The sequence below is a fragment of the Nocardia arthritidis genome (assembly GCF_011801145.1).
Taxonomy (GTDB): domain Bacteria; phylum Actinomycetota; class Actinomycetes; order Mycobacteriales; family Mycobacteriaceae; genus Nocardia; species Nocardia arthritidis_A.
Genome location: NZ_CP046172.1, coordinates 9,933,616 through 9,959,377 on the forward strand (window position 1 = coordinate 9,933,616; position 25,762 = coordinate 9,959,377).

The window sequence follows — 25,762 nt, forward strand, 5'->3', positions numbered from 1 at the left end:
GCGTGTCCGAGGACAACGCACGGCTCGTTCGCGATCCGATCAGGCGGTCGCCGCGAAGGCGGGACCGTCCAGTGCCGGTTCGGCCACCGGCTCGATGGCGTACGCCAGGATCTCGGCCACATCGGCGACCGGCCGGACATCCAGTGCGGCAAGCACATCCGCCGGGACCTCGTCCAGATCCGGCTCGTTGCGGGCCGGGATGAACACGGTCTTCAACCCGGCGCGCTGGGCGGCGAGCAGTTTCTGCTGCACCCCGCCGATCGGCAGCACCCGGCCGTTCAGCGTGACCTCACCGGTCATGCCGACATCCGCGCGCACCTGCCTGCCCAGCGCCAGCGACACCAGGGCGGTGACCATGGTGACGCCCGCGGACGGACCGTCCTTCGGCACCGCGCCCGCCGGGAAGTGGATGTGGATATTGCGATCGAGCACCTTCGGTTCGATCCCGATCTCCTCCAGGTGTGAGCGCACGTAGGTCAGCGCGATCTGCGCCGATTCCTTCATGACGTCGCCCAACTGGCCGGTCAGGGTCAGCGAGCGCTCACCCTCGGCGGCGTTGGCCTCGATGTAGAGGACGTCGCCGCCCGCGCCGGTCACCGCGAGGCCGGTCGCGACGCCGGGCACCGCGGTGCGTTCCACCGAATCCGGGGTGAACCGCGGACGGCCGAGGTAATCCTTCAGATCGGCCACGTCGATCTCCAGTTGCCTTGCGGCCGAGCCGGATTCGACCTTCGGCAGGTCGTAGCCCAGATCTGCGTCGTAGCCCAGGTCGACCTTCGTCGGCCCCTCGGACAGCCGGGTGGCCGCCTTGCGCAGCGCCTTCGCTATCAGCCGCTCCATCTGCCGCACACCGGCTTCCCTGGTGTAGTTCGCGGCGATCTCGCGCAGCGCCGCCTCGGTGATCGAAACCTCCTCGGCGGTAAGGGCATTGCGCTCCAACTGCCGCGGCACCAGGAAGTCGCGGGCGATGGCCACCTTGTCGGCCTCGGTGTAGCCGTCCACGGTGATCAGCTCCATCCGGTCCAGCAGCGGGCCGGGGATGGTCTCCATGACGTTGGCGGTCGCGATGAACAGCACATCGGACAGGTCGAGATCCAGATCCAGGTAGTGGTCGCGGAAGGTGTGGTTCTGCGCCGGATCCAGCACCTCGAGCAGCGCCGCCGCGGGATCGCCGCGGAAATCGGAGCCGACCTTGTCGATCTCGTCCAGCAGCACAACGGGATTCATCGATCCCGCCTCCTTCATGGCGCGCACGATCCGGCCCGGCAGCGCACCGACATAGGTGCGCCGGTGACCCCGGATCTCGGCCTCGTCGCGCACGCCGCCGAGTGCGACGCGAACGAACTTGCGGCCGAGTGCCCGCGCCACGGATTCACCCAGCGAGGTCTTGCCGACACCGGGCGGGCCGACCAGCACCAGCACCGCGCCGGAGCCGCGACCGCCCACCACCTCCAGGCCGCGCTGGGCCCGCCGGGCGCGCACGGCCAGGTATTCGACCATCCGGTCCTTGACCTCGTCCAGGCCGTGGTGGTCGGCGTCCAGCACCGCCCGCGCGGCCGAAACATCGGTGGAGTCGGTGGTTTTCACGCTCCACGGCAGCTCGAGCACGGTATCGAGCCAGGTGCGGATCCAACCGGATTCCGGGCTCTGGTCGCTGGAGCGCTCCAGCCGGTCCACCTCGCGCAGCGCGGCCTGACGGACATTGTCGGGCAGGTCGGCCTGCTCGACGCGGGTCCGGTAATCGTCGGCGCCGTCGGGCTCGCCCTCGCCGAGTTCCTTGCGAATGGCGTTGAGCTGCTGGCGCAACAGGAATTCGCGCTGGCTCTTCTCCACGTTCTCGCGGACCTCGTCGCTGATCTTCTCGGTGACCTCGGCCTCGGCGATATGCGCCTTGGTCCAGTCGATCAGCGTGGTCAAACGCTTTGCCACATCCGGGGTTTCGAGCAGTTCACGCTTCTGTTCCGGCGTCAGGTAGCTGGCGTAGCCCGCGGTGTCGGCGATGGCCGACGGATCGGTCAGCTGGTTGACCGCGTCGATGATCTGCCACGCCTCGCGGCGCTGCAGCACCGAGACCACCAGCTTCTTGTATTCGGCGGCGAGTTCCCTGGTCCGGCCGTCGGGGGCGGGTGTATCGACCGGTTCGGCCTCGACCCAGAGGGCGGCGCCGGGTCCGGTGACCCCGTGTCCGATCTTCGCGCGGCGCTCGGCCTTCAGCACGGCGGCGGGCGCGCCGCCGCGCATCCTGCCGACCTGTTCGATGGTGGCGACGACGCCGTAGCTGGCGTACCCCTCGTCGAGCCGAGGCGCGATGAGAACCTGGCCCTCCTTGGCGGCGCGCGCGGCGTCGATCGCGGCCTGCGCGGCCTCGTCCAGCTCGATGGGCACGACCATGCCCGGCAGCACGATCGGATCGGTCAGGAACAGCACCGGCAGGTTCTGTGGTGTAGTCACGTCTTCGACCCTTCTTCAGTACGCAAAAGTTGAGCGATGCCTACTCAACCCCGCTCCCCTCCGGTTTGTTCCGCACCTGGTCCGACGTTCGCTGAGGGCGAATCACCCACCTCCCGCCGAGGTTCGATGGGCACCTCAGGGTGCCTATCGGCACTGCCAGGCTGGTGCGGAGGACAGGAGGAATTGATGGACAACCGAGGCAAAATCGCGGTGGTAACCGGCGGGAACAAAGGGATCGGCTACCAGATCGTGCGGCAATTGGCGGCTGCGGGACTCACCGTTTATCTGGGTGCGCGAGATGTGGAGCGCGGGTCGACGGCGGCCGAGAAATTGGTGGCGGACGGATTGGATGTGCGCGTCCTCCGACTCGATGTGACCGATCCGTCGTCGGTCGGGGTGGCCGCCGAGCAGGTGGCGGGCGATTTCGGCAGGCTCGATGTGCTGGTCAACAATGCGGGCGTGGTGGTGGAGTGGGGGATCCCCGTCAGCGAGATCACCGCCGAGCAGCTGCGCACCGCCTTCGATACGAATGTATTCGGCGTCGTGACGGTGACCAACGCCTTCCTGCCACTACTGCGGCGCTCGGCCGCGGCTCGCATCGTGAACATGTCCAGCCCACTCGGGTCGCTGACGCTGCTCAGTGACCCGGACAACCCGATCTCCACGCGGGGTCTGCTGGCCTACAGCTCGTCCAAGGCCGCGTTGAACGCCGTCACGGTGCTGTACGCCAATGCACTGCGCGCCTCGGGGGCCAAGGTGAACTCGGCGAATCCAGGCCTGGCGGCGACCGACCTCAATGCCGATTCACCGTTCAGCCGCGGCGTCCTCACCGCCGAACAGGCCGCGGCGGTGCCGGTGCGGCTGGCCCTGCTGGACGCCGACGGACCGACCGGAGCATTCCTCGGCGCCGACGGGCCGGCGGAGACCGTCATTCCCTGGTGAACCACGTCATATGACGTTCGCGCCCGGCGACCGAGGCAGCGCGATCATGGACATCTTCCGGATCGCCGACGGCAGAATCGTCGAGCACTGGGATGTCGGACAGGAGATCCCCGAGACGGCCGCCGACGACAACTCCATGTTCTGAGGCGGCACCGCGAGTCATATCGGGCACTTTGGACGGCGCGGCCCCAAGATGGGCGTTATGCGTGATTGGCGGCAGGCGGGGCTGGTGCTCGCGGCGACTGCGGTGTTGATCGGCGGACCCGTCGTGATCTCGGCGAACGTGCCGACGAAGCAGACGCCGGTCGGCGCCGAGCGGATCGAGGTGACCGCGCCTGGCGATTCGCCCGATACGGTCGGCTTCACCGGCGTGAACGGGTGGTCGCGCAGGCCCACCGGGGACCAGACCACCGCACTGCTGGACGCGCCCGACGGTTCGGTACTGCTGGTGACGGTGGCCAATGGCGTCACCGATCTGCCCGCCGCACTCGAGTGGCGGCGAAAAGTGTTGGGACTACAGGCCTTCGACGCGGTATTCGACGGCGGCGAGATCGGCAACCCGGCCGGATTCCACGGGCTCACCTGCCGGGCCGCCACCGCATCCGGAGTGTGCGCGGTGATCGGGAAGGACAACCTGGTGGTGAGCATCGCGCTCGCGGGCGGCGGCGCGCGGCTGCCGGAACTGCTGCCGATCGTGCAGAGCGTGCAGGTGGCGTCATGAGGTGGTTTCAGCCGAGTTCGGCGCTGTTCTGGGTGTATTTCCTGATCGTCTGCGTCGGCTGGGCCGGTCTGGTGCTGCAGTTGCTCGGCGTCTTCGCGCTGACGGCGTCGGAGGTGCTGGTCGGCTTGCCCTTCACGCTGGCCACCCTGGTGATCTTCGGCTGGGTCATCATCCGGCTGGACAGTCTGCGGGCGCGGCATGTGCTGCGCACCGGCCTGCGGTTCGGCTTCCTGTGGGGCGCGATGGCCGGGCCCGGTATCGCACTGTTCGGCAACGACCACCTGATGCGGGTGGTGCAGAACATCGCGGGCGACGATTTCGCCAACGACTGGCAGGCGCCGATCTCCGCGACCATCGTCGAGGAGGGCATCAAGGGCATCGGCGTATTCACCGTCGCCTGGCTCGGGCGGTGGATATTCGTCCGGCCGATGCACGGGCTGCTGCTCGGCGGCTGTGTCGGGCTCGGCTTCCAAGTGGTTGAGGATCTGATCTACGAGGCCAACGCGGGCTTGACCTCGGCGCAGGGCGGTGCGACGCCCGCCATCCTGGTCGGGGCGGTCCGGCTCGTCGCGGGTATCGCATCGCACTGGATGTTCACCGCGCTGGCCGGTATCGGCATCGTCGTCGCGGTGGCGCGGCGGGACTGGTCGATGACGCGCAGGCTCGGCGTATTCGCGGTCTTCTATTCGATGGGGTGCGCGCTGCACTTCGGTTGGGACGCACCGGATACCGCGCACATCGAATACCTCGGCATCGGGCTCAAGCTGGTCGTCTACGTCGTGTTCTTCGCGGCCGTATACGCCTGGGTGCTGCGCGGGGAACGGGAGTGGTTCCGTTCGATGATTCCGATAGCCGCCGCCCGCGGTATCGCGACGCCGGAGCAGCTGGCCACGCTGATCACCCGTCGCAGCCGGCGCGCCGCCCGCAAACCCCTTCGGGCACAGGGTTATTCGAATCGCCAACTGATCGAAGGGCAGCGTGGGCTGCTGGAGCGGATGCAGCGTCTCGGCACCGAACCGGTCGACCGGCTCGTCGCCGCGGGCGGCTGGCCCGCGACGCGTTGACACCTCGGAGAGGGCAATGAGAATGTGGGGCCGCAGCTATCTCATACCGACGGTCACGTCGGTTTCGGACTAGGGGAGAATCCAGCGATGACCACACTTTCGGCCGGTGTGCTCATCGATTGGGAGCAGCTGACCGGCCAGCCGAAGCTGGTGGTCGATCTGATCACCTTCCCGGTCTTCAGCGCGCTCGCCGGATGGCTGACCAACTGGACCGGTGTGCTGATGCTGTTCTGGCCGGTCCGGTTCCGCGGCATCCGCATTCCGGGACTCGCGGTGCTGTATCCGTACCTGCCGCGCCGGGTGCAGGTGCTGCCGACGTTCTCCGGCGACGGCAAGCAGATCGGCTTCCAGGGCTTCATTCCGGCGCGCGCCGAGAAGATGGCCAGCATCTGTGTGGACAAGGCGCTGATGCGGATCGGCAACCCGAAGGATTTCATCCACGAACTGGATCTGGAGGCCGTCGCCGACTACATCGCGGTGCTGGCCCGCAAGGAAGTACAGCCGCTGGTCAACGAGCTGATGCTGCGGGAGAATCCGGATCTGTGGCGGGGTGTTCCGCGCACCATTCAGCAGATCATCTATCAGCGGGTGGAGCGGGAGCTGCCGACGCTGTGCCGCAACGCCTTCCAATCGCTCGGCGACAATGTCGATCAGCTGATCGACATCAAAAGCTTCGTCATCCGCTATCTACGGGCCAACCCGGACATCCTCAAGGATCTCACCACCAGCATCGCGGCGCCGGAGCTGCGTTTCATGGTCCGCGTCGGCCTGCTCGGCGCGCCGTTCGGCCTGCTGCTCGCGCTGTATATGAATGTGCACCACAGCATTCCGGTATTCGGCTGGCTGCCCGGCTGGATCATAGTGCTGGCCAGTGCGGCGGCGATCGGGGTGCTGGTGAACGTGATCGCGATCAAGATGGTGTTCGAACCGGGCGATCCGCAGCCGCGCTACCGATATCTGTGGCGGCAGGCGCTGCTGGCCAAACGGCAACCGCAGGCCGCGAGCGATCTCGCGAAGATCCTGGCCTACCAGGTGCTCACACTGCCCAATCTGGCCACCGAACTATTGGAAGGCCCCAACGGGGACAAGACTTTTCAGCTGCTGGAGCGGCTCATCTCGGCGGAGATCCACCGTCAGCTCGGGCCGACCACCTCGGTGGTGCGGGCCGCGTTCGGGCGGCGCCAGTTCGACAACCTGAAGGTGGGTGCGGCGGGTGCGGCGGTGAGCCTGGCCCCGAGTCTGGTGGAGGATCAGGCCTTCGCGCTGGAACAGGCCAAGAAGATCGATGAATTCGCCGCGCGCAAGCTGCAGCAGTTGAGCCCGGGGGAGTTCATGGAGATGTTCTACGCCTCGGTCGAGCAGGATGCCTGGCTGCTCTACCTGCACGGTGCGGTGCTCGGGCTGGCGGTCGGGGCGGCGCACCTGATCGCCTTCGGCTGGTGAACCGGTAAAACAAGCATGCGTGCTTGCATTTCTTTCGGCCGATTGCGATGCTGGACCGCGAGCCGCGTTCGGCTCGTCGCCCGCGGGAAGACAGGGATCAAATGGCCGACCTCGACGCTCTGCTCAGCGATTTCACCGCCGAATGCGCGGATCTGGAGCGCCTGGTCGCCCCGCTGGACCCGGGCGAATGGGCCCGCCCGACACCGGCGCCCGGCTGGACCATCGCCCATCAGATCGGCCATCTGGCCTGGACCGACGAGGTCGCGACGATCGCGGCCACCGACGCCGATGCCTTCGCGGAGCTGCTCGCCGCCGCCGCGCCGCGCGCGCTGACCTTCGTCGACGAAGGAGCCGACGAAGCCGCCGCCACCGCACCCGCCGAACTGCTCGCGCGCTGGCGCGCCGGGCGGACCGGACTGGTCGCGGCGCTGCGCGCGGTTCCGGCCGGAACCAAACTGCCGTGGTTCGGCCCGCCGATGAGCACCGCCTCGATGATCAGCGCCCGCATCATGGAGACCTGGGCGCACGGACAGGATGTCGCCGACGCCCTCGGCGTCGACCGCATCCCGACGGCGCGACTGCGCACCGTCGCCCATATCGGCGTGCGCACCAGGAACTTTGCCTACTCGGTACACGGAAAGTCCGCTCCGGCAACGGAATTCCGGGTTGAGCTGACCGCACCCGACGGCGGGGTATGGACCTGGGGTCCCGAGGACGCCGAACAGCGGGTGAGCGGTCCGGCGGTGGATTTCTGCCTGCTGGTCACCCAGCGCAGGCATCGCGACGATCTGGCACTGCGGACGATCGGCCCGGATGCGGCCGGATGGCTCACCATCGCACAGGCTTTCGCCGGACCTGCCGGTAACGGCCGAAAGGCGGGCCAGTTCAACTGACCCGCCCGAGGCTCCGGCCCTGCGGGGGGCCGATCGCGACACCCCGACTCGCGGCGGCGAATCGCCGCCGCGCACACGATTTCTCCTGCACGCGGAACTATTTTGGACGCCGGCGAGCGCCACACTTGGGTGCGCCGTTCGTGTCGACGGCCGGACGCCGTTGGCCGGGGTGTCTCGATGTGGCAGTCGAGAATGGCGCTCGCCGACTAAAAAATGTTTTACCCCGTTGTCGACGCACGGAAACATGAACGACCCTCGGCATTAGAAGCGATGCGGCATCGTGCCGGGCCAAACGTGATCTTGACCGCACGGCTACCGCCTGTTCACCTGGGGCACCGTAACCTGGACGAGCGTACGGCTTTCAACGACGCGGGCCGCCATATTCTGATCCGCGGCGTCGACACACCTCACCTGGACGCCGCCGACCGGCGGAAGGAGAGAACGTATCGTGTCGGCAACCAGACCCGCCCACCACCCCGCATCGAAGCGCTCCACGACGCCGGGCCAGATCGCGCGGCACACCGCGATCGTGCTCGCCGGAGCGGCCAGCCTCACCCTCACCGTCGTCGCCGGCGCGTATGTCGCCAATCAGATGACCTCGACCGGCGGTCTGTCCGGCGCACACGCCGCACCGGCCACCCCGACGCCGCGCGAGGACATCGTCACCGGCCCGGTGCGTATCGAGACGGTGCTCACCAGCGAACGGCACCAATTGCCGCCGCCCGCCGGTCCGTTATCGACCGAAGTGGCGAAACCGACTGTATCGCAAGCCGATTCGCCCGCGCCACGGACGGGTGGGCGGCTCGGTCTCGGGGCGGCCTTCGTCGGCGCGCAGCTGGATCCGCCGCGCACCGGCTCGTACGGCGTCACGGTCGACACCAACGCCTTCACCGTCCTGTCCGAGATGTTGCTGCCGAACCAGGTCCGGCAGCGCCTCGGCGTGGCACCGGATGGAATCACGAAGGTGCGCACCGAAATCGACACCGGCAGAGGTGTTGTGCTGCTGACGGTCTCCGATCCGGCCATCGGTGAACAAAACCTGTGCCTGACTCGGCCGCACGGAGATACCGCGCGCGCCCTGGCGTAGAAGTACTGTCCGAGAGCATGTACGACTACTGCGTCATCGGCGGGGGGATCGTCGGGGTCGCGACCGCGCGGCGGATTCTGCAGCGCCATCCAGGGGCGGAACTGGTGTTGCTGGAGAAGGGCGGGCGGCTGGCCGGACATCAGACCGGACACAACAGCGGGGTCATCCATTCCGGAATCTATTACGAGCCGGGCAGTCTGAAGGCGCGGCTGTGCCGCCGCGGCGCCGCGCTGACCAAGGAATTCGCGGCCGCGCACGACATTCCCTTCCGCAGCTGCGGAAAGCTGCTGGTCGCAACCGATTCCGCGGAGCAGCGGCGGATGCTCGCGCTGTATGAGCGGTCGGTGACCAACGGCGTCGAGGTCGAGCTGATCGACGCGCCGGAGCTGGTGCGCCGCGAACCGCACATCACCGGAGTCGGCGCGCTTTTCGTGCCGGACACCGGCATCATCGACTATCGCCGGGTGACATCGGCGATGGCCGACGAGGTGCGCGCCGGAGGCGGCCGCGTCGAGCTGTCCGCCGAAATCACCGCCATCACCGAAACCGATTCCGTGGTAACGGTTTCCGGGCCCACCGGCGGCTGGACCGCGAAGCGGCTGGTGGTCTGCGGCGGTCTACAGGCCGATCGGCTGGCCCGGCTGGCGGGCGTGCGCACCGATTTCCGTATCGTCCCGTTCCGCGGCGAGTACTACCAATTGCCCGCCGCGCATGCGGAATTGGTGCGCACCCTGATCTATCCGATTCCGGACCCGAGCCTGCCCTTCCTCGGCGTGCACCTGAGCCCGACCATCGACGGCGAATTGACCGTCGGCCCGAATGCCGTGCTCGGGCTGTCCAGGGAGGGTTACCGGAAGGGCAGTTTCGATGCCGGGGACGCGCGCGAGGTGCTCGGCTTCCCTGGTATGCACCGGGTGGCCCGCCGCTACGCGCGAACCGGCCTGCGCGAGTTGCGCAATTCGCTCTTCAAACGCGGCTATCTGGCCGAGTGCCGTCGCTACTGCCCGGAGCTCACCGTCGCCGATCTGCGGCCGCGCGAGGCGGGCATCCGCGCCCAGGCGGTGCTGCGCGACGGAACCCTGGTGCACGACTTCATGATCGAGCGCACCCCGCGCTCGGTACATGTGCTCAACGCGCCGTCGCCCGCGGCGACCTCCGCGATGCCGATCGCCGAACATATCGTCGATCAACTGGATACCGACCAGTAAATACCAACCGACCACCCGGTCGTGATGTGGAAATCCTGTTCACCAAATTTCCGGGCAACGCTCCAATAAAGAGGAGAGCTGTAGTACTTTTGTCCGCAGCCGCGGCGACGCGGCACCAGCGACGGGCCGGATGCGGCAGTTTGCGTCACAGGCACCGCGAATGCCGCATATCAGGAGGGGCCGATGGGCCACATCAAGTTTGCGAGTGACGTCGGAGCACCGGTCGAGGTGGCGTTCGGTTACGCCGACAACCACCTGTTCGTCCCGGACTGGATGTTCGGCATCGTCGGCTTCGAACCCACCGGCGAGGTCGACAGCGGGCCCGGCGCCACCTTCACCGCCACCGCGCGAATCGGCCTGTGGCGCCAGGTATTCGAATGCGAGATCACCGAATACCGGCGCAACGCGGTGCTCGGCTACACCCTGCGCGGCAGGCTGCACGGCACCCTCACCCTGCGCTTCGATCCGCTCGGCTACGGCCGCTCGGCGCTCACCTCGGAGGCGGAGTACGCTGCACCGCGTGGCTTCTTCGGAAAGCTCTGCTCCGGATTGGTCGATGCCGCCGCGAAATCGGCGCTGCGTCGTACGGAAGCCCAATTGCGAAGGGAGATAGAGGAATTCCACGGTACCGATCTTGTCGGTCGGATTGCGTAGGGTGCCTGCCATGATCATCGTGAGCACCGACGGATCCTGCCTTCGCAATCCCGGCGGCGCCATCGGCTGGGCCTGGGTGAACCACCAGGGTGCGACGCGCAGCGGCGGCGCACCCTCCGGCACCAACCAAATCGCCGAATTACGCGCGGTATTGGAGGCCATCGTCGCGCATCCCGGCGCGGAGCCCATGCTCATCGAAAGCGATTCGCTCTACGCCATCAAATGCGCGTCGGAGTGGATCGCGAGCTGGCGGCTCAACGGCTGGCGCACCTCCGCGGGCGCGCCGGTCAAGAACGCCGACCTCATCAAGCAGATTGATCGGGCCATCTCCGGGCGCCCCGGGCCGGTCCGGTTCCGCTGGGTCCGTGGACACGTCGGCAACTACTTCAACGAGCAGGCGGACACGCTGGCCGGGGAGGCCGCCCGCCAGGCGGCAGCGGATCCGGCTGCGATCGCGCCGGAAGCCGTCGGAACGCCGGAACCGACTGCGCCGGAACTGACGTCGGATCTGGCAATGTCGGAACTGACAGCGACGGAACTGACGGTGTCGGAACTGGCGGTGTCGGAATTCGCGGCACCGAAATCGGCAGCGTCGAAATCAGCGGCGACGCAAACAACCGTCTCGACTTCGAACGGGGGCGCGCAGCCCGCTGCGCGCTCGCGGGCCGCGGGGAAGACGGTCACGCAGGCTCAGACGCTCACGCTGTTCTGAGTCGCGCGACCGTAGTGGCCCGCCCGAAAGACCTCCGGCGGTGGTGGCTCGGCCCACCGCCGGAGGTCGCGGGTTTACCTCTGACTATCAGTTGCCCTTCGGCGGCGCGGGCGGATTCGACGGTTGGTTCGGCGCGGGCTGCCCCTGCTGCGGCTGCCCCTGATCCGGTCCCGACGGCACCGGCACACCGCTCGGCAATCCGCCGTTCGCACCCTTCAGCTGTGGTGACTCCAGCTTGTCCACCAACCACTTGTCACCGTCGCGCTTCATGGTCGCGGACAGCACCAGCAGCGCCCGTTCCGGGGCGCTGCCCTGCTGGGTGAAGTTGGCGCGGTACTCGGTCAGCGAAATGAGCACCTTGCCCGAATCCTTGTCGCCGGATTGGTAACCGCACAGCACGTCATCGGACCACGACTTCACCTTCGCCTGCACCATGGCGTCCTTGAGCAGCTTCGCCGCATCGCCGTACTGGGAAAGGAATTCGCCGGAGGATTCGGACTTGATCTTGTTGATCCAGCCGTCGAGATCCTTCGAGTAGTCGTAGGTGGCGATATCCCGGCCGAATGCGCAACCCGCGGATGTCGCGTCGTCGCGGGCGGCCAATTTATCGCTGCGGTCCTTGGCCTGCAGATAGAACACCACCACCGCGGTGATCGCACCGACCAGCAGCACACCGGCGACGAATGCGGCGACGACGGCCATGGTGTTCGACCTGGCCGGTGCGGCATCCGATTTCGGCTCGGCGCGCTTCTTGTCCGGCTTCACCTTGCCCTTTTTATCCGCGGCGTCGGACTTCTCGGCCTTCGACTCCGCAGCGGAATCCTCGGCTTCGGCCTTCGACTTCGCGGCGGTGTCCTCGGCTTTCGCTGCGGCAGCGTCCTTTTCGCCCGCGGCATCATCCGACTGCGCCGCGGCGTCGGTATCCTTCTCGTGCTCGGTGTCCTCGGTGATCGCGGTATCCTTGCCGGTCGCGGCGTCGTCGGTAGACATCGATATGTTCCTGCACTTTCCCGGCGCGCGGGCGCGCCGATCGGCTGACCGGCTCGCTGGGGTCGAGCCGGTTCGCGTTCCACCGGCGAGTATGCCCGGACCTGCGGTGTCACCGCCGGACCGGGTACGACTCACCGCACCGGGGGCAGGGTCCGTTCGTTCGGATCCACACCCGGCGGCATATGCGCGCCATTGTTCGGCACGTCGGGCCGCGGTGCATTGGCCGCGCCGCGGATCTCCTGACCAGGCGGCGGGTTGTCACAGTAGTTCCACTTGGGCAGGCTGCCGTCCTGCACCACCTCGGGGGCCATCGGTTTCGCGTTGGTGTACTGGCAGAAGGGCCGCATCCAGATGTCGATGATCGTGTGGAATTCACCGTCCCATGCGGGCACACCGAGCGCATCGGCACCTAGCGCCAGCGAGGGGAACAGCGCCCGCAGCGCGGGCGTGCGCAGCTGTGCCGCCCTGGTCATCGCCGCGAAATTGGCGGCGAGGCTGGTGATCGGGTCGGCGGTCTTGTCCAGCACCGCGCCGAGACTCTTCAGCTGACCGGGCGCCTTCTCCAGCACCGCCTGCAATTCCTGATTGGCATTGTTGAACTGCTGGAACAGCGCACCCGAATTCCGGGTGAGGGTTTCCAGATCGGGTTGGGCGTGCGTGGTGGTCTCGGTGATGGTGCGCAGGTTCGCGATCAGATTGGTCGTCTGCGGCAGCAAATTGTCGAAACCCGCTGAGGCCAGGCTGATTCCGTTCACCAGGCCGCGCAGCTGATCCGGGCCGCCGCTGAGCGCGGTATCCAGCTCGTTGAGGATGACGCTGAACTTCTGCGGATCGATCTGGGCGATCAGCGCGCTGGAATTGTCCAGCACCGACCACACCGGGGTCGGCGTCTTGATCTTGCTCGGATCGAAGCGCACCACGGAACCGTCGTTCAGATACGGCGATTGGTCGGTGCCCGGGCGGAAATCGATGTACTGCTCACCCGCGCCCGACAGCGCCTGCACCGAAATATCGGAATCCACCGGAATCCGGTACTTGCTCTCGATCTGCGCGACCGCCGAAATGGACTGCCCCCGATCGGTGAGCTTGATCGAGGTGACCTTGCCGATGCGGTAACCGCGCAGGGTCACATCGTTACCCGGCTGCAGGCCGCCGGAGCGGTCCAGATTTATCGTCACGTCGTAGGTGGACTTCAGCGGGTTCACCCGCATGACGCTCACCATCAGATACGACGCGCCGATGACGAGCACCAGCGCCAGGCCCAGGTTGGACAGAAAGATCTTGCTGCGCAACAGTTTCCGCAGTCGGGTCACCGATGGCCTCCTTGCACCCGCTGCTGCACTATCTGCAGCACCTGGATCAGGCTGCCCGCGAAATCCTGCAGATCGTTGAGATCCTGCAGCTTGCCGTGCTGCGGATCGGTCAGCGCGCTGAGATCCAGGTTGGTCGCGTAGGCGAAGACCGCGAAACCGCTGCCGCGGAAGGTCGCGTCCACCTTGGGCCGGATGGTGTGCAGGCGATCGAGCAGCACACCGAACTGATCGCCGGTCCGGCTGAGCGCGTCCATCAGCGCTTTGGTGTTGTCGAGCAGGCCGGCCAGCTGCTGGCTGGAGGTGTCCGCGTAATCACCCAGTGCCGCACTGGTTTTCGACACCTTCTGCAGCAGATCGCCGAGCGCCCTGTTGTTCTCGGCCACCGCGCCGATCATCTGCGGCAGCGTATCGGCCACCTGGCCGAGTTCGTTGCGCCGCGATTCGATGGTGTCGGCGAAACCGTTGAATTCACCGAGCACCGCGTCGACCCGGGCCGAGTTTGCATTCAAATTGCTGACCACACTGGTCATTTGGGTGAGCAGATGGGCGAGCTGATCACCGCGCCCGCCGACGATCGAATCCAGCTCCGAGGTGAGCTTGCTGAGGCTGGCGATGCCACCGCCGTTGAACAGCATGGAGATCGAGATCAGCAGCTGCTCGACGGTCGCGCCCGCCGACGTCTGCTCGATCTTGTCGCCGTTTTTCAGCATGGCGGCGCCCGGCTCGGTCTTCGGCTTCGACACCGCGACGAAGACGTCACCGAGCGGGGTGGCCTGCCGCAGTTCGGCGCTGCTGCCCTTGGGCAGTTCGATGTCCTTGCGGATGGTCAGATCGACGATGGCCTTGAAATTCTTGGTCCGGATATTCGAGACCACCCCGACATCGGAGCCGCCGATCTTGACCTTCGCCTGCTCCGGCAGGTTCAGCGCGTTGTCGAATTCCGCTGTCACCGTGTAGGTTTCGCCCGACAGACCCGGTTTGGGCAGCGGAATCTTGTCCACCGTGAGGCCGCAGCCCGAGGTGACGCCAACCGTGGCCACCGCGGTGGCCGCGAGCACCGTGCGACGAACCTTGCTCATTCGGCGTGTCATTTCGTCAACCCCAGCAGTGCCGCGGTGAGCCCGTAGTCGGGCCCGAAATCCTGCATATTGCCGGTCCGGCAGCCGTCCGCCCGCATCTGGACCCGCTCACAGAAGACGCTGACCATCTCACCCGACAGCGCCGTGCCGATCAGCGCCTGCAGCCGGACGTAGTTGCCCTGCCGGTTCATCATGTTGTCGATGTTCTGCATCAGCATCGGCGCGACATCGACCACCTCGGTAAGGCCGTATGCGTTGGCGCGCAACTGATTCGTCACATTGGTCAACCCGGCCAGCGAGCTCGCCAGCTTGTCCTGGTACTGCGAGAACGCCCCATTGGTATTGGCCAGGAAGGCGTTCATCTGGTCCAGGGTGGCCTGCAGGCCGGGCGCCTGCTCGGCGAGCAGGCCGGTCAGCTGTGTCGTCCGGTTGCTGAAATCCCTTACCGCCTGGTCGTTTTCGGCGAGCATGGTGGTGAGCTCGTTCAGCTTGATGATGATGTTGGAGACGGCGTCCTTATTGTCGACGCCCACCTTCAGCGCACTGGACAGCGCGTTGAGCGTGTCGCGCAACTTCGTACCGTTGCCGTTCAGCATCGGGTAAAGCACCCGGCCGGACAGCGGGCCGATACCGTCCTGCCCCGGTTCCGGTTTCAGCGCCGCGGCGAACTGATCGATGGTTTTGATCATCGTGTCGAGTTCGACCGGGGTCTTGGTCTTGGCGAGCGGCAGGTGCGCGCCGTCCTTCAAGGTGTCACCCGCGGTGTACACCGGGGTGAGCTCGATATGCCGGTCGGTCACGATGGATGGCGAAATGATCGCCGCCATCGCGTCTTTCGGGATCTTGACGTCCTTGTCGATCGACATGTGGACCTCGATCATGGTGCCGTGCGGCACGATCTTCTCCACCTTGCCGACATTCAACCCCAGCACCGTCACCGGGTTGCCCTCGTACATGCCCGCGATGTTCTGGAAGTCTGCGGTGATCTTGATCGTATTGCCGAGCGAATCGTTCACCGAGCTGGGCAGCAGCGAGCAGCCGCCCAGCGTCAATGCCAGCACGCCTGCCGCGAGCGCCCGTGTCGCCGATATCAGTTTCATCACTGGCACCCCTCGATAACCTTGGCGAAGCACAACCAGTTGTCCGGGAAGACCCACGGCAGGCCCAGCGAGCCGTACGGGCCGTTGCCGCCGTACGAATTGGCCAGGTACCGCACCGTCGGCGGCAGGATGGACAGCAGCCGGTCCAGGTTGTCCTTGTTCTTCTGCAGACCCTCGGCCATGGTGTTCAGCTGATCGATGGTCGGTCCGAACTTGCCGTTGTTCTGATCGCCGATCTCCTGCAGCTGCCTGGTCAGCGTCGCGATATTGTCCAGCAGCTGCCGCAGCAGGCCCTGCCGTTCCATCACCCGATTGGCGATGGCCTCACCCTGGGTGATCACCAGCAGCACGCTGTTGCGGTTGTCGCCGAGGATCCTGGTGACCCGGTCCAAATCCTTGAGCAGGCTGTCCATTTCGCCCTTGCGCTGATCCATCACCTTGGCGATGGCGCCGATGCTGTCCAGCGACTGCGCCACCAGCGCGGGGGAGTCGCCGAGCTGCTTGTTGATCAGGTTGAGCGAATCGGCGAGTTTCTTGGTGTCGAGCGCCTCGAATTTCGGGGTGCCCTCCTGCACGACATCGGCCAGGTTGTACGGAACGGTGGTGTTGGACACCGGAATCCGGCCGCCCCTGAGTCCGGAGCCATCACCCGGCTCCACGTCGACGTAGCGGGCGCCGAGCAGGGTGGCCATCTTGATCGATGCCTTCGCGTCGGGCCCGAACTTGATGCCGTGGTCCACATTGAGGGTCAGCAGCACGTGGCTGCCCTCCAGTTTCGCGCCCGCCACCTGACCGACCTGAACACCGGCGACATTCACCTTGTCGCCCACCTTGATGCCCGCGGCCTGCACGAATTCGGCCTTGATGGACTGCTGGCCGACTCCGAGCAGTTTGAACGTGCTGGAGCCGACGAGCAGCAGCACGACGAGCGCGCCGCCGACGATGCCCAGCCAGAAGTAGCGATTGTTGTTGAAGCGGGTCCGCAGCTTGGTCATCATGGCCTGCACACCGCCGAATGCTGGTTGCCACCGATCTGGGAGGTCAGTCCGCGGGGGAAGAGGATGCCGTACAGCGAGATATCGAGACCGCAGAGGTAGCCGTTGGCGTAGGCGCCCTCGGAGGTGTGTCTGCCCGCGTCGGCGAGGACGCTCGGCAGATCGATCGCGGCCTGGTCGAGCTTGGCGCCATTGGCCAGCAGGAGGGCCAGCGCCGCAGAGGTCGAGTTCTGGGTATCTTGCAGCTTCGGTTGGATCGTGCCGATCATATCGACCAAAGAGCTTGTCGCCGTGGCGATCTGCACCGTGGATTGCTGCAGCGACTGGCCCTGCTCGTAGAGCCCGCCGATCAGCGCCCGGGTCTGGGTCACCAGGGTCTCCAATTCATCACCTCGCTTGGCCAACCCCTGCATCACGCCGGACAGGTTGCCGATCACATCGGACAGAATCGCGTCGCGTCGCTGGAAATCCGACGCCAATGTCGCGGCCTGGGTGACGAACGTGCTCAGCGACACGCCATCACCCTGCAACGCCTGGATGAACGTTTCCGACAGCTGGTTCACCTGCTCGGGCTGCAGCACCTGAAACAGTGGCTGAAAACCGTTGAGCAGCGCCGAAACATCGAACGACGGTTCGGTGCGGTCCACCGGGATGCTCGCGTGGTTCTTCAGCTGCTGCGGCGACCGCGCGCCGCCCGGCGCCAGCGCCACATACCGCTGCCCGATCAGGTTCTGGTAGCGGACAAGGGCTTTGGTGTCGTCGAAGATCGGCTGATCGCGCTGCACGACGAAGGTCACCTTGGCCACCGACTTGCCGAGCTTCGAATCCCTGGCCACCGCGATCTTCTCCACCTTGCCGACCCGCACGCCCGCCATGCGCACGTCATCGCCCTCGTGCAAGCCGAGCACATCGGTGAATGTCGCGGTGTAGGTGTTGGTTTCGCCCGTGACGACGCGGGCCAGCGTATTCCACACCAGCAGCGTCACCAGGACGGAGACGATCGCGAAGAGCCCGAACCCGATCAGCGGTTTGCGAATACTCATCGGCCGGAACCCTTTTCGGACACGGTCATGGTCCCGCCCTTCAAAATCGAACTCAGCAGCAGGTATTCGGCCGCGGTCGGTCGACGGCCGAGCAGCGCGGTCATCGCGTCCTGACCCTGTAGCGCGATCGGAGCGGCCGACGGCGTGCCCTCGGCCGGTGCCTGCGGCGGCGCCGGTGGCGCGGCGGGTGCGGGCTGCCCGAGTCCGGGCAGCGCCGGAATCAGTCCGTCCAGCGGCGTACCCGCGAACGGGTTCGGCAAGGTCGGCAGGGTCGGCAACTGCGGCAGTCCGGTGATGCCCGAAGCCATGTGCCCGTCCGGGCCCGGCATGGTGATGCCGGGAATGAGCGGCAGCCCCGCCAGCGGAAGCACCGGCGGCAGCCCCTTCGCCGAATCCAGCGCGCGCGGCTTCAGCTTGTCGGGCAACTCACCGACATCGGCGACGGCGGGCGCGGTGGCACAGCTCGGCCCGGCCAGATCGCCGTAGCGCGGGCAGTCGGCGACGGTGTACGGGCCGTACGGGGTGAGCGTGATGCCGGCGTTCCACACCATCTGCTGTTGCGGACCCCACTTGAAGGTGGTGTCGAGCTTCCTGACGGTTTCGCTGAGGTTGAGCAGCGCCTGGGTGACGGCGTTCGGATCGCTGGTGAGCGCGCCGAACATATCGCTGGTGCCCGCCGTGACCTGCTTGCCGATATCGCCGTTGCGGGCGAACAGGTTATTGACCGTATCGACCGTGCCGCCCGCCCCGGTGAGCAGCGCGACCAGCTGGCCGCGCCGGTCGGCGATGGTCTTGGCGGTTGTCACCGAGGTGCCGAGCACATCCATCAGTTCCGGCGCGGACCGGTTCAGCGCGTGGAAGGAATCCGAGAAATCATCCAGCTGCGCACCGAGATTCGGCACCGCGCCGCGCACCCCGGCCAGCCAGTTGTCCAATCGCTCGACGGTGGATCCCGGCATCCGGCCGCTGCCGTCGAGCGCCTGGGAGAGGGTGCCGAGCACGCGGCCGAATTTGATCGGGTCGATCTTGTCCAGGATATTGCGGACCGTGGTGAGGGTGTCCTGCAGCGCGATGGTGCCCTCGCTGCGATCCTCCTCGATGGTCGAACCCTGGTGCAGGTACTTGTCGCTGGGCCCGTTGAACACCAGCTCCACCGAGGTGACCGCGAACAGGTTGCTCGGCACAACGCGCGCGGTGACATTCGACGGGATATCACCGGCGAACTCCGGCTTCAGATCCATATGGACCTGCTGCAGTTCACCTTTCGCGGCGACGGAGACATCCTTGACCGCACCGACCAGCACGCCGCGGAACTTCACATCGGCATCCGCGGGCAGCCCGTCACCGGTGGTGGTGAGATTCGCCGTCACGCCGACCTTTTCCTGCAACAGCCCCTTGTACCGCACCATCAGGAAGCTCAGCACCAGCGCGAAGACAATGAGGCCCGCGACCCCGGCCAGCAGCAGCTGCCGCATCGTCGGGCCGCGCCCGCTCGGATCAATGATCATGTGGTCTTACCCCGAAATACGGATTCCGGGGTTGACGCCCCAGATGGCCAAGGTCATGAAGAGGTCGACGAATACGACGGCGATGATGCAGTTCTTGATCGCCCGGCCGGAGGCGACACCGACGCCCTCCGGGCCACCAGAGGCGAAAAAGCCGTAGTAGCACTGGATGAAGGTGGTGATCGCGACGAAGATCAGCGCCTTGAGCAGCGAATAGAGCACATCGTGCGGTATCAGGAACTGGTAGAAGTAGTGCTGGTAGGTGCCGGCCGCCGTGCCGCCGATCAACTGGACGGTCAGCGAGCAGGAGATGTACGCGACCGCGAGGCCCAGGCAGTACAGCGGAATGATCGCCACCATGGCCGCGAACATCCGGGTGCTGATGAGATAGGGCAGCGGCCGGATGGCGATCGACTCGAGCGCGTCGATCTCCTCGGAGATCCGCATCGCGCCGAGCTGCGCGGTGAAGCGGCAGCCCGCCTGCGCGGCGAAGGCCACCGAGGCGAGCAGGGGACCGATCTCCCTGGTGGTCGCGAATGCGGAGATTGCACCGGTGATCGGGCTGAGCCCCAACAGGTTCAGCGAGTTGTAGCCCTGGATGCCGACGGTTATCCCGCCGAACCCGCTCAGGATGACGACGACGCCGATGGTGCCGCCGCCGACGACGAGATTGCCGTTGCCCCAGGTGACATCCGAGATCAGCCGCCAGACCTCCTTCGGATAATGCTTGAGCGCCAACGGAATCGAACCGAGCGAGCGCAGCAGGAAGAACACCTGGTGGCCGATTCTGGCCACCCAGTCGAGCGGGGCCTGCGCGCCGCGCTGAACCGCGCGGAAGGGCCGCAGCAGCGGCGGTACATAAGTCGATGACACCGGATCAACCCACCTGTGCCGGGAACAATGCGTTGTAGATCTGGGTGATGATCAGGTTCACCCCGAACAACATGATCGCGGAGCTGACCACCGCCGAGTTCACCGAGTTCGCGACGCCGCCGGGGCCGCCGCGGGTGTTCAATCCGGTGTCGCAGGCGATGATCGCGGCGAGCAACCCGAAGATCAGCGATTTGATCAGCGCGGCGAGCAGGTCGCGGGTCACCGCGAAGGAGGAGAAGGTGCTGATGTAGGAGCCCGGAGTTCCGTTCTGCGCGAAGACATTGAAGAAGTAGCCGGTCAGGAAGCCGACGAAAACGACGAAGCCGCAAAGCAATACGGATACGATCATCGCCGCGCCGAGCCGGGGGGCAACCAGCCGGTGCAGCGGGTCGACGCCCATCACCTTCATGGCGTCGATTTCCTCGCGAATGGTGCGGGAGCCGAGGTCGGCGCAGACCGCGGAGCCGACGGCGCCCGCGATCATCAGCGAGGTGACGATGGGCGCGCCCTGCTGGATGATGCCGAGGCCATTGGCCGCGCCGATGAACGAGGTGGCGCCGACCTGGCCGGCGACGGATCCGACCTGGATGGAGACGATGACGCCGATCGGGATGGCCACGAGCAGCGTCGGGGCGGCCGAGACGCTGGACATGAAGGCGCACTGCCGGATGAATTCCCCGAACGGGAAGCGCCGCCGGAAGATCGAGACGAAGAGTTCGGCGACGGCGGCGAACCCCATGGTGATCTGGCGGCCGAAGGTCTCGACGGAACGCTTCGGGTGGTCTTCCCAATAAGCCTTCGTCCAATCGACCACATCACTGAACCGCGAACCTGGTGGACTCTCGGTCGACTGCACTGGCTAACCCCTCTCGACGCCGGTTGCCCGCCCCGACGACTTGTTTGCTTGACGCACCTTACTACGGAGTAGTGCAGAACACACCACTGTCGTGTGATTGCGGTCATAGATGAACGTCACCTTCACGAAAATGATGTGACCTGGGCCGGGAGACTTGTCCAGGAGACCAAGTGACCAGCCGGTCTTCTGGTACAAGTTACAGTGAAGCCGCTCTCCGGAGCTGCCGCTCAGGGCCGGATTTTTGAATTAGTCGGATTGAACTCGTAAAAAATATTCATCTAATTGAAAACGGACAACGCGCAAAAGTCGGCAAAATGAAACACTCGCGACACGCGGTCCGATGATCAGTGCAATAGCCCTTCGCTATCGTCGAGCTATATGAGACGCGGGGCTAAATCTGTCCGAAAAGTGTACAGAAGCACCATTTTGGACACCCAGAAGTACGTGACGCGCCCGAGACCGAATACTGACACGATGGGTGCGACAGATTGATATGGTGCGGCTTCCGACGTCTGGAGGGACATGTTCAGCAAACTCGCCAAGGCGGCCACTGCCGTCTTCGCCGCTGCCCTTGGTGCGGCACTGCTCGGGACGGGCGCCGCGCACGCCGCGGGACCGGTCATCGGTGGGGGCTCGGGCATCATCATCGACAACCAGTTCGAGTGCACGGTGACCACGGTCGGCTGGGACAACTCCGGACATCTCATCGGGCTGACGGCGGGGCACTGTGGCGATCCCGGCGCCCAGGTGTTCGCCGAGAAGGACCGCGGCGCAGGCCAAATCGGCCGATTCGTCTACTCCAACCACGACCTCGACTACGCGATCATCCAGTTCGACCCGGACAAGATCACCCCGGTCAACCGCATCGGCAACGTCACCATCACCGGACTCGGCCTACCCGCGCAGTTCCCCCAGATCGTTTGCAAGGAGGGCCGCACCACCGGCAACACCTGCGGTATCACCTGGGGTGACGTATTCCAGACGAATGTCGAGACCTGGTCCCAGATGTGTGTGGTGGAAGGCGATTCCGGCGCACCCGTGGTGGTCGGCACCACGCTGGTCGGCATGGTGAACGCCTACCTCGCCCTCGCCTGCTTCGGCCCCGAGGTCGGCACCAACATGAATGCGATCATGGCCGATATCAACGGCCGCGGCGGTGTCGGAGCGGGCTTCAACCCGATCTGATCGAACAGCGTCCCTCGAGATTTCGGATGAGCGAGCCCCACCGGGCTCGCTCATTTTTTATCGGCGACCCGCAACGACGGCGCCACCGCGGGCCCGCCGACACCGCACTGCGGCAGGCAGTCGACATTGTCCAATTCCGGACGGTGCCGCTCGGGCCGCAGCATGACACCCGCGAGCAGGGCGCCCGCCACCAGCAGTCCGGCACAGATACCCATCGCGACGGTGAATCCGTGCGCGAAGGCATCCGGATCGTGTAGCGAACCGGAGATACCGGCCAGGCCGGGCAGCGCGGCGACCGCGAGCAGCTGCGCGGTCCTGGCGACGGCATTGTTCACCCCGGACGCGATACCCGCCTCACTGGACGGCACCGCACCGAGCACCGCACCCGTCAGCGGGGCGACCAGCGCCGAGAGACCGAGCCCGAACACCAGCACACCCGGCAGAACATCGGTGAGATAAGCGGTTTCGCGCCCGATCCGCAGCAGAAGCAGCAGACCGGCCGCCGCGAGCAGCGGACCGATCGTCATCGGGATGCGCGGGCCGTGCGCCTGCGCCCAGCGACCCGCAGGCGCGGAGAGCACCAGCATCAGCAGGGTGATCGGCACCGTCGCCGCACCAGCCAGCAGCGGTGAATATCCCGCCACCAGTTGCAATTCCAGCGTCAGCAGGAAGAAGACGCCGCCGAGTGCCGCGTACACCGCGAGGGTGACCAGATTCGCCGCGGTGAACACCCGCGACCGGAACAGCGATGGCGGCACCAGCGGATGATCACTGCGCCGCTCCACCACCACGAACGCCGCGAGCAGCACCAGCCCGGCCACCGCGAGCAGCGGCATCCGTTCGATCAGGCCGAAGGTCAGCGCGCCGAGCCCGAGGGCGACCACGACCGCGCCCGGAACATCAAGGCGCGCGGGCGCATTCGGATCGTGACTGTCCGGCACGTGGCGCAGCGCGACCAGCACGACCACCGCGGCGAGCGGCACGTTGAGGAAGAAGATGGAGCGCCACCCGGCCAGATCGATCAGCCAGCCGCCGAGGAACGGGCCGAGCGCGCCCGCGACGCCGCCGAATCCGGACCACAGCCCGATCGCCGACCCCTGATCCCGCGAATCGATCGATGAGGAGATGAGGGCCAGGCTGCCGGGGGTGAGCATGGCGCCGGCGACGCCCTGCAGTACCCGCGCCGCGACCAGCATCTCGATATTCACCGCAGCACCGCACAGCACCGAGGCGATTGCGAAACCGATTGTGCCCCAAACGAATACCTTGCGACGGCCGAGTTTGTCGCCGAGCGACCCGCCGAGCAGGATGAACGACGCGAGGGTGAGTGTGTAGCCGTTCAGCGTCCACTGCAGGCCCGCGACATCGGTTTTCAGCTGATCGCCGATGCGGGGCAGGGCGATATTCACCACCGTCGCATCCAGCATCGCGACCGCGGACCCGAGGATGGTGGCCAGCAGGATCCAGCGACCGGTGGCCGATCGCAGACGCGGCAGCTCGGTGCTCGTCACCTCTCACAACATACGCAGGACAACCGACAAACTCGGGCGATTCAGAGGTCTTGGACACAAACCACGAAGTGGCGTTCCTTCTTGACGAATCCGCTGTTGCCCGCGCCGCAGCTGTTCACATCGGCGACGTTCTGCAGGATCTTGAGCACCTTCACCCCGTCCTTGATGTGCTGGGTGCAGTCGATGCGTTTGGCGATATCGCCGCCGACATCCATGCAGCCGCCGACCACCCAGTCGATATCCAGGCAGAACGCGCCCTGTTCGACGCCGTTGACGGTTTCCACGTAATAGCTGTCGCGGTCGCTGACGCATTGCGAGCTGCGCTGCGTCTTGCCGATCACCTTGTAGTTGGATTCCGGGCTGCCGCAGGCGGCCTTATCTATGGTGGCGTCCTCGGTGGTGCCGCCGAGGGTGACGCAGTCGCCGATCTCGGCCTGGAAATCGGTCTTGCCCGGTTTGGGCGCGGTGGTCGGTTTATTGGACGGCGTCGTCGGCGGTTTGGTGACCGAAATGGCGTCGACGGTGCCGTTCGCCTCGGGTTGGGCCCGGCCGCTGATCGTCGAACCGCATCCGGTGACGAATACGGCCGTGAGCAGAGCCAGCGCCACAACGACCAGCCGACCCAATGCCCCACGCTTGTTTTGCCGAGACACGAGTCCTCCAACGCCGCCGAACATCACGCCATAAATACACCATGCATCAGGTGCCGTCGAGTCGGCGGAAATTTCGGCCGCGGTGCGTGTTTCGTCCGGATCAGCCCGTCGGAGCTGCGAAGTTGCCCGCGCTCGCTACCCTGGGAATTCAGCCCCGTTGGGGACCCTCGGGTCAGGAGGTGTGGCGATGGTCGCGGCTTTCCAACCCCTACCGGCCGATGGGCCCGCGAGCGGCCACCGGCTGTCCGCCCCCAGGGAAATGCTGGTGACGCCGGAGTTCATCCGGCTGGCCGATCACTTCTTCGGCATGTTCACCCAGTCGAACCGCGGCGGCGGTGCGCTCGCCGTCTACCTGCACGGACGTCCGGTAGTCGATATCTGGGCCGGTTGGGCGGCCAAGGATCGGCGCTGGAACGGCGATAACGTCGCGCTCACCTTCTCCACCGGAAAGGGTGTCGCGTCGACGGTGGTGCACCGGCTCGCCGAACGCGGGCTCATCGACTACGAGGCGCCGGTCGCGAACTACTGGCCGGAGTTCGCCGCACATGGGAAACACGACATAACCGTCCGCGATGTGCTCGCCCACCGGGCCGGATTGCATCGGGTGCGCGGGCTGGTGCCCGGCCGCGAGGGCATTCTCGACTACGACGCCGTGGTTCGGGCGCTGGCCGACAGCCCGGCCGATCCGCGGCGCATCCGCTCCTCCGGCTATCACGCGATCACCTTCGGCTGGCTGGTGGCCGAGATCGTGTCCAGGGTGACCGGTCGGTCGTTCACCGATGTGCTCAGGGCGGAGATCGCCGAGCCGTTGGGCGTCGACGAATTCTGGTTCCGGGTACCGGAATCCGAGCGCTACCGGATCGCGAAGATCTTCCCGCATCTGAGCCCGCCCGGAATCCGGTGGAATACCGCGTCATCGGTGCTTTCCTGGGTGCGCCCGATCCGCGGGCTCGCCGAGGCGGGTATGCCGGAGAGCTTCGACGAGCTGGTCCGCGATCCGCGGGTGCACGACGCGGTGATGCCCGGCTGGAACGGCGTGTTCTCGGCGCGAGCGCTGGCCAGGATGTATGGGGCCATCGCCAACGGCGGCCGGATCGACGGCGCCCAGTTCCTGCGGCCGGAGACGGTCGAGATCATCGGCCGGACCCAGCCCGCCGAGGGCCGCGACTATGTGCTCGGCCTGCCGCTGCGCTTCACCCTCGGCTATCACCGGCCGGTGCTGATGTCCAAGCAGCAGCCGCGAAAAGCCTTCGGGCACTACGGTATCGGCGGTTCGGGCGCCTATGCCGACCCGGCCACCGGCATGGCGATCGCCTTCGTCACCAACCGCCTCGGCAATGCCGCCACCGCGCTGGGCGACGCACGCCTGGCCCGGCTGGCCGCCCTCGCACAGCACACGGTGCACCGCATCGAATCCGGCGCCCCGGTACCGGTGCGTCCCCGAACCGACTGACGGGTTAGTTCGTATACATCGATATGGGTGT

At 66.2% G+C, this 25,762-nt stretch carries 23 protein-coding genes and 1 pseudogene; 12 read left to right on the top strand and 12 right to left on the bottom strand.

All coding sequences use genetic code 11. The features are described 5' to 3' along the window. Nucleotides 1-39: 39 nt before the first annotated feature. Nucleotides 40-2,451: an endopeptidase La gene (lon, locus tag F5544_RS45405; protein ID WP_275106998.1), complete on the bottom strand. Its 2,412-nt coding sequence runs from the start codon at nt 2,449-2,451 to the stop codon at nt 40-42. Nucleotides 2,452-2,637: 186 nt separating this feature from the next. Here lon and F5544_RS45410 point away from each other — a divergent pair, with 186 nt between their 5' ends. The 10 genes and pseudogenes from F5544_RS45410 to F5544_RS46110 form a co-directional block, all read left to right on the top strand. Continuing rightward, complete coding sequence (locus tag F5544_RS45410; RefSeq protein ID WP_167478826.1) at nt 2,638-3,393, top strand: SDR family oxidoreductase; 756 nt, start codon at nt 2,638-2,640, stop codon at nt 3,391-3,393. Between the two features lie 10 nt (nt 3,394-3,403). Beyond that, a complete protein-coding gene (locus F5544_RS47260) occupies nt 3,404-3,538 on the top strand; it encodes a nuclear transport factor 2 family protein (protein ID WP_275106999.1) in 135 nt (44 codons plus the stop codon). A 57-nt stretch (nt 3,539-3,595) separates the two neighbouring features. Next, nucleotides 3,596-4,114 (top strand): hypothetical protein, encoded by a 519-nt coding sequence (locus tag F5544_RS45415; protein WP_167478827.1) that lies wholly within the window; start codon nt 3,596-3,598, stop codon nt 4,112-4,114. After that, nucleotides 4,111-5,178 (top strand): PrsW family intramembrane metalloprotease, encoded by a 1,068-nt coding sequence (locus F5544_RS45420; protein ID WP_167478828.1) that lies wholly within the window; start codon nt 4,111-4,113, stop codon nt 5,176-5,178. Before F5544_RS45415 ends, F5544_RS45420 begins: the two co-directional genes overlap by 4 nt. Before the next feature lie 87 nt (nt 5,179-5,265). Continuing rightward, entirely contained in the window at nt 5,266-6,621 is a 1,356-nt protein-coding gene (locus F5544_RS45425; protein WP_167478829.1) for a hypothetical protein, read from the top strand. Between the two features lie 101 nt (nt 6,622-6,722). Continuing rightward, nucleotides 6,723-7,514, top strand: a complete 792-nt coding sequence (locus tag F5544_RS45430) for a TIGR03084 family metal-binding protein (protein ID WP_167478830.1) — start codon at nt 6,723-6,725, stop codon at nt 7,512-7,514. 448 nt (nt 7,515-7,962) lie between these two features. Then, complete coding sequence (locus tag F5544_RS45435) at nt 7,963-8,601, top strand: hypothetical protein (RefSeq protein ID WP_167478831.1); 639 nt, start codon at nt 7,963-7,965, stop codon at nt 8,599-8,601. A gap of 17 nt (nt 8,602-8,618) precedes the next feature. Continuing rightward, the gene (gene lhgO / locus F5544_RS45440; RefSeq protein ID WP_167478832.1) at nt 8,619-9,809 is read left to right on the top strand and encodes an L-2-hydroxyglutarate oxidase; all 1,191 of its coding nucleotides are present in this window, start codon (nt 8,619-8,621) and stop codon (nt 9,807-9,809) included. Between the two features lie 183 nt (nt 9,810-9,992). Continuing rightward, nucleotides 9,993-10,463, top strand: coding sequence for an SRPBCC family protein (locus F5544_RS45445; protein ID WP_167478833.1), 471 nt, complete (start codon nt 9,993-9,995; stop codon nt 10,461-10,463). Nucleotides 10,464-10,473: 10 nt separating this feature from the next. After that, nucleotides 10,474-10,947 (top strand): annotated as a pseudogene (locus tag F5544_RS46110) (ribonuclease H family protein); the annotation flags it as partial. Nucleotides 10,948-11,262: 315 nt separating this feature from the next. On the opposite strand, the gene F5544_RS45455 reads toward F5544_RS46110, so the two are convergent. The 9 genes from F5544_RS45455 to F5544_RS45495 all read right to left on the bottom strand — a co-directional run bounded on the left by F5544_RS45455 (nt 11,263) and on the right by F5544_RS45495 (nt 20,887). Next, the gene (locus F5544_RS45455; protein ID WP_167478835.1) at nt 11,263-12,165 is read right to left on the bottom strand and encodes a hypothetical protein; all 903 of its coding nucleotides are present in this window, start codon (nt 12,163-12,165) and stop codon (nt 11,263-11,265) included. 131 nt (nt 12,166-12,296) lie between these two features. Next, nucleotides 12,297-13,478 carry an MlaD family protein gene (locus F5544_RS45460; RefSeq protein WP_238847011.1) on the bottom strand — a complete coding sequence of 394 codons (1,182 nt, stop codon included), beginning with the start codon at nt 13,476-13,478 and terminating at the stop codon, nt 12,297-12,299. Continuing rightward, nucleotides 13,475-14,557 carry an MCE family protein gene (locus tag F5544_RS45465; protein ID WP_238847012.1) on the bottom strand — a complete coding sequence of 361 codons (1,083 nt, stop codon included), beginning with the start codon at nt 14,555-14,557 and terminating at the stop codon, nt 13,475-13,477. Before F5544_RS45465 ends, F5544_RS45460 begins: the two co-directional genes overlap by 4 nt. A gap of 8 nt (nt 14,558-14,565) precedes the next feature. Continuing rightward, nucleotides 14,566-15,657 (bottom strand): MlaD family protein, encoded by a 1,092-nt coding sequence (locus F5544_RS45470; RefSeq protein WP_167478837.1) that lies wholly within the window; start codon nt 15,655-15,657, stop codon nt 14,566-14,568. Beyond that, the gene (locus F5544_RS45475; RefSeq protein WP_167479966.1) at nt 15,657-16,652 is read right to left on the bottom strand and encodes an MCE family protein; all 996 of its coding nucleotides are present in this window, start codon (nt 16,650-16,652) and stop codon (nt 15,657-15,659) included. The genes F5544_RS45470 and F5544_RS45475 overlap by 1 nt, the downstream gene beginning before the upstream one ends. After that, nucleotides 16,652-17,695, bottom strand: a complete 1,044-nt coding sequence (locus tag F5544_RS45480) for an MCE family protein (protein WP_167478838.1) — start codon at nt 17,693-17,695, stop codon at nt 16,652-16,654. The genes F5544_RS45475 and F5544_RS45480 overlap by 1 nt, the downstream gene beginning before the upstream one ends. Next, complete coding sequence (locus F5544_RS45485) at nt 17,692-19,203, bottom strand: MlaD family protein (RefSeq protein ID WP_167478839.1); 1,512 nt, start codon at nt 19,201-19,203, stop codon at nt 17,692-17,694. The genes F5544_RS45480 and F5544_RS45485 overlap by 4 nt, the downstream gene beginning before the upstream one ends. Nucleotides 19,204-19,209: 6 nt before the next feature. After that, nucleotides 19,210-20,073, bottom strand: a complete 864-nt coding sequence (locus tag F5544_RS45490; RefSeq protein WP_167478840.1) for an MlaE family ABC transporter permease — start codon at nt 20,071-20,073, stop codon at nt 19,210-19,212. Between the two features lie 4 nt (nt 20,074-20,077). Beyond that, entirely contained in the window at nt 20,078-20,887 is an 810-nt protein-coding gene (locus F5544_RS45495; RefSeq protein WP_225725747.1) for an MlaE family ABC transporter permease, read from the bottom strand. Between the two features lie 564 nt (nt 20,888-21,451). Between F5544_RS45495 and F5544_RS45500 the strand changes: the two genes are divergently transcribed. Then, nucleotides 21,452-22,114, top strand: coding sequence for a trypsin-like peptidase domain-containing protein (locus tag F5544_RS45500; RefSeq protein ID WP_167478842.1), 663 nt, complete (start codon nt 21,452-21,454; stop codon nt 22,112-22,114). Nucleotides 22,115-22,164: 50 nt separating this feature from the next. On the opposite strand, the gene F5544_RS45505 is transcribed toward F5544_RS45500, so the two are convergent. Both F5544_RS45505 and lppU read right to left on the bottom strand, forming a co-directional pair. Next, nucleotides 22,165-23,625 carry an MFS transporter gene (locus F5544_RS45505; protein WP_167478843.1) on the bottom strand — a complete coding sequence of 487 codons (1,461 nt, stop codon included), beginning with the start codon at nt 23,623-23,625 and terminating at the stop codon, nt 22,165-22,167. 41 nt (nt 23,626-23,666) lie between these two features. Further along, nucleotides 23,667-24,251, bottom strand: coding sequence for an LppU family putative lipoprotein (gene lppU, locus F5544_RS45510; protein WP_167479967.1), 585 nt, complete (start codon nt 24,249-24,251; stop codon nt 23,667-23,669). Nucleotides 24,252-24,537: 286 nt separating this feature from the next. Here lppU and F5544_RS45515 point away from each other — a divergent pair, with 286 nt between their 5' ends. Then, complete coding sequence (locus tag F5544_RS45515; protein ID WP_167479968.1) at nt 24,538-25,731, top strand: serine hydrolase domain-containing protein; 1,194 nt, start codon at nt 24,538-24,540, stop codon at nt 25,729-25,731. The last annotated feature ends 31 nt before the right edge of the window (nt 25,732-25,762 follow it).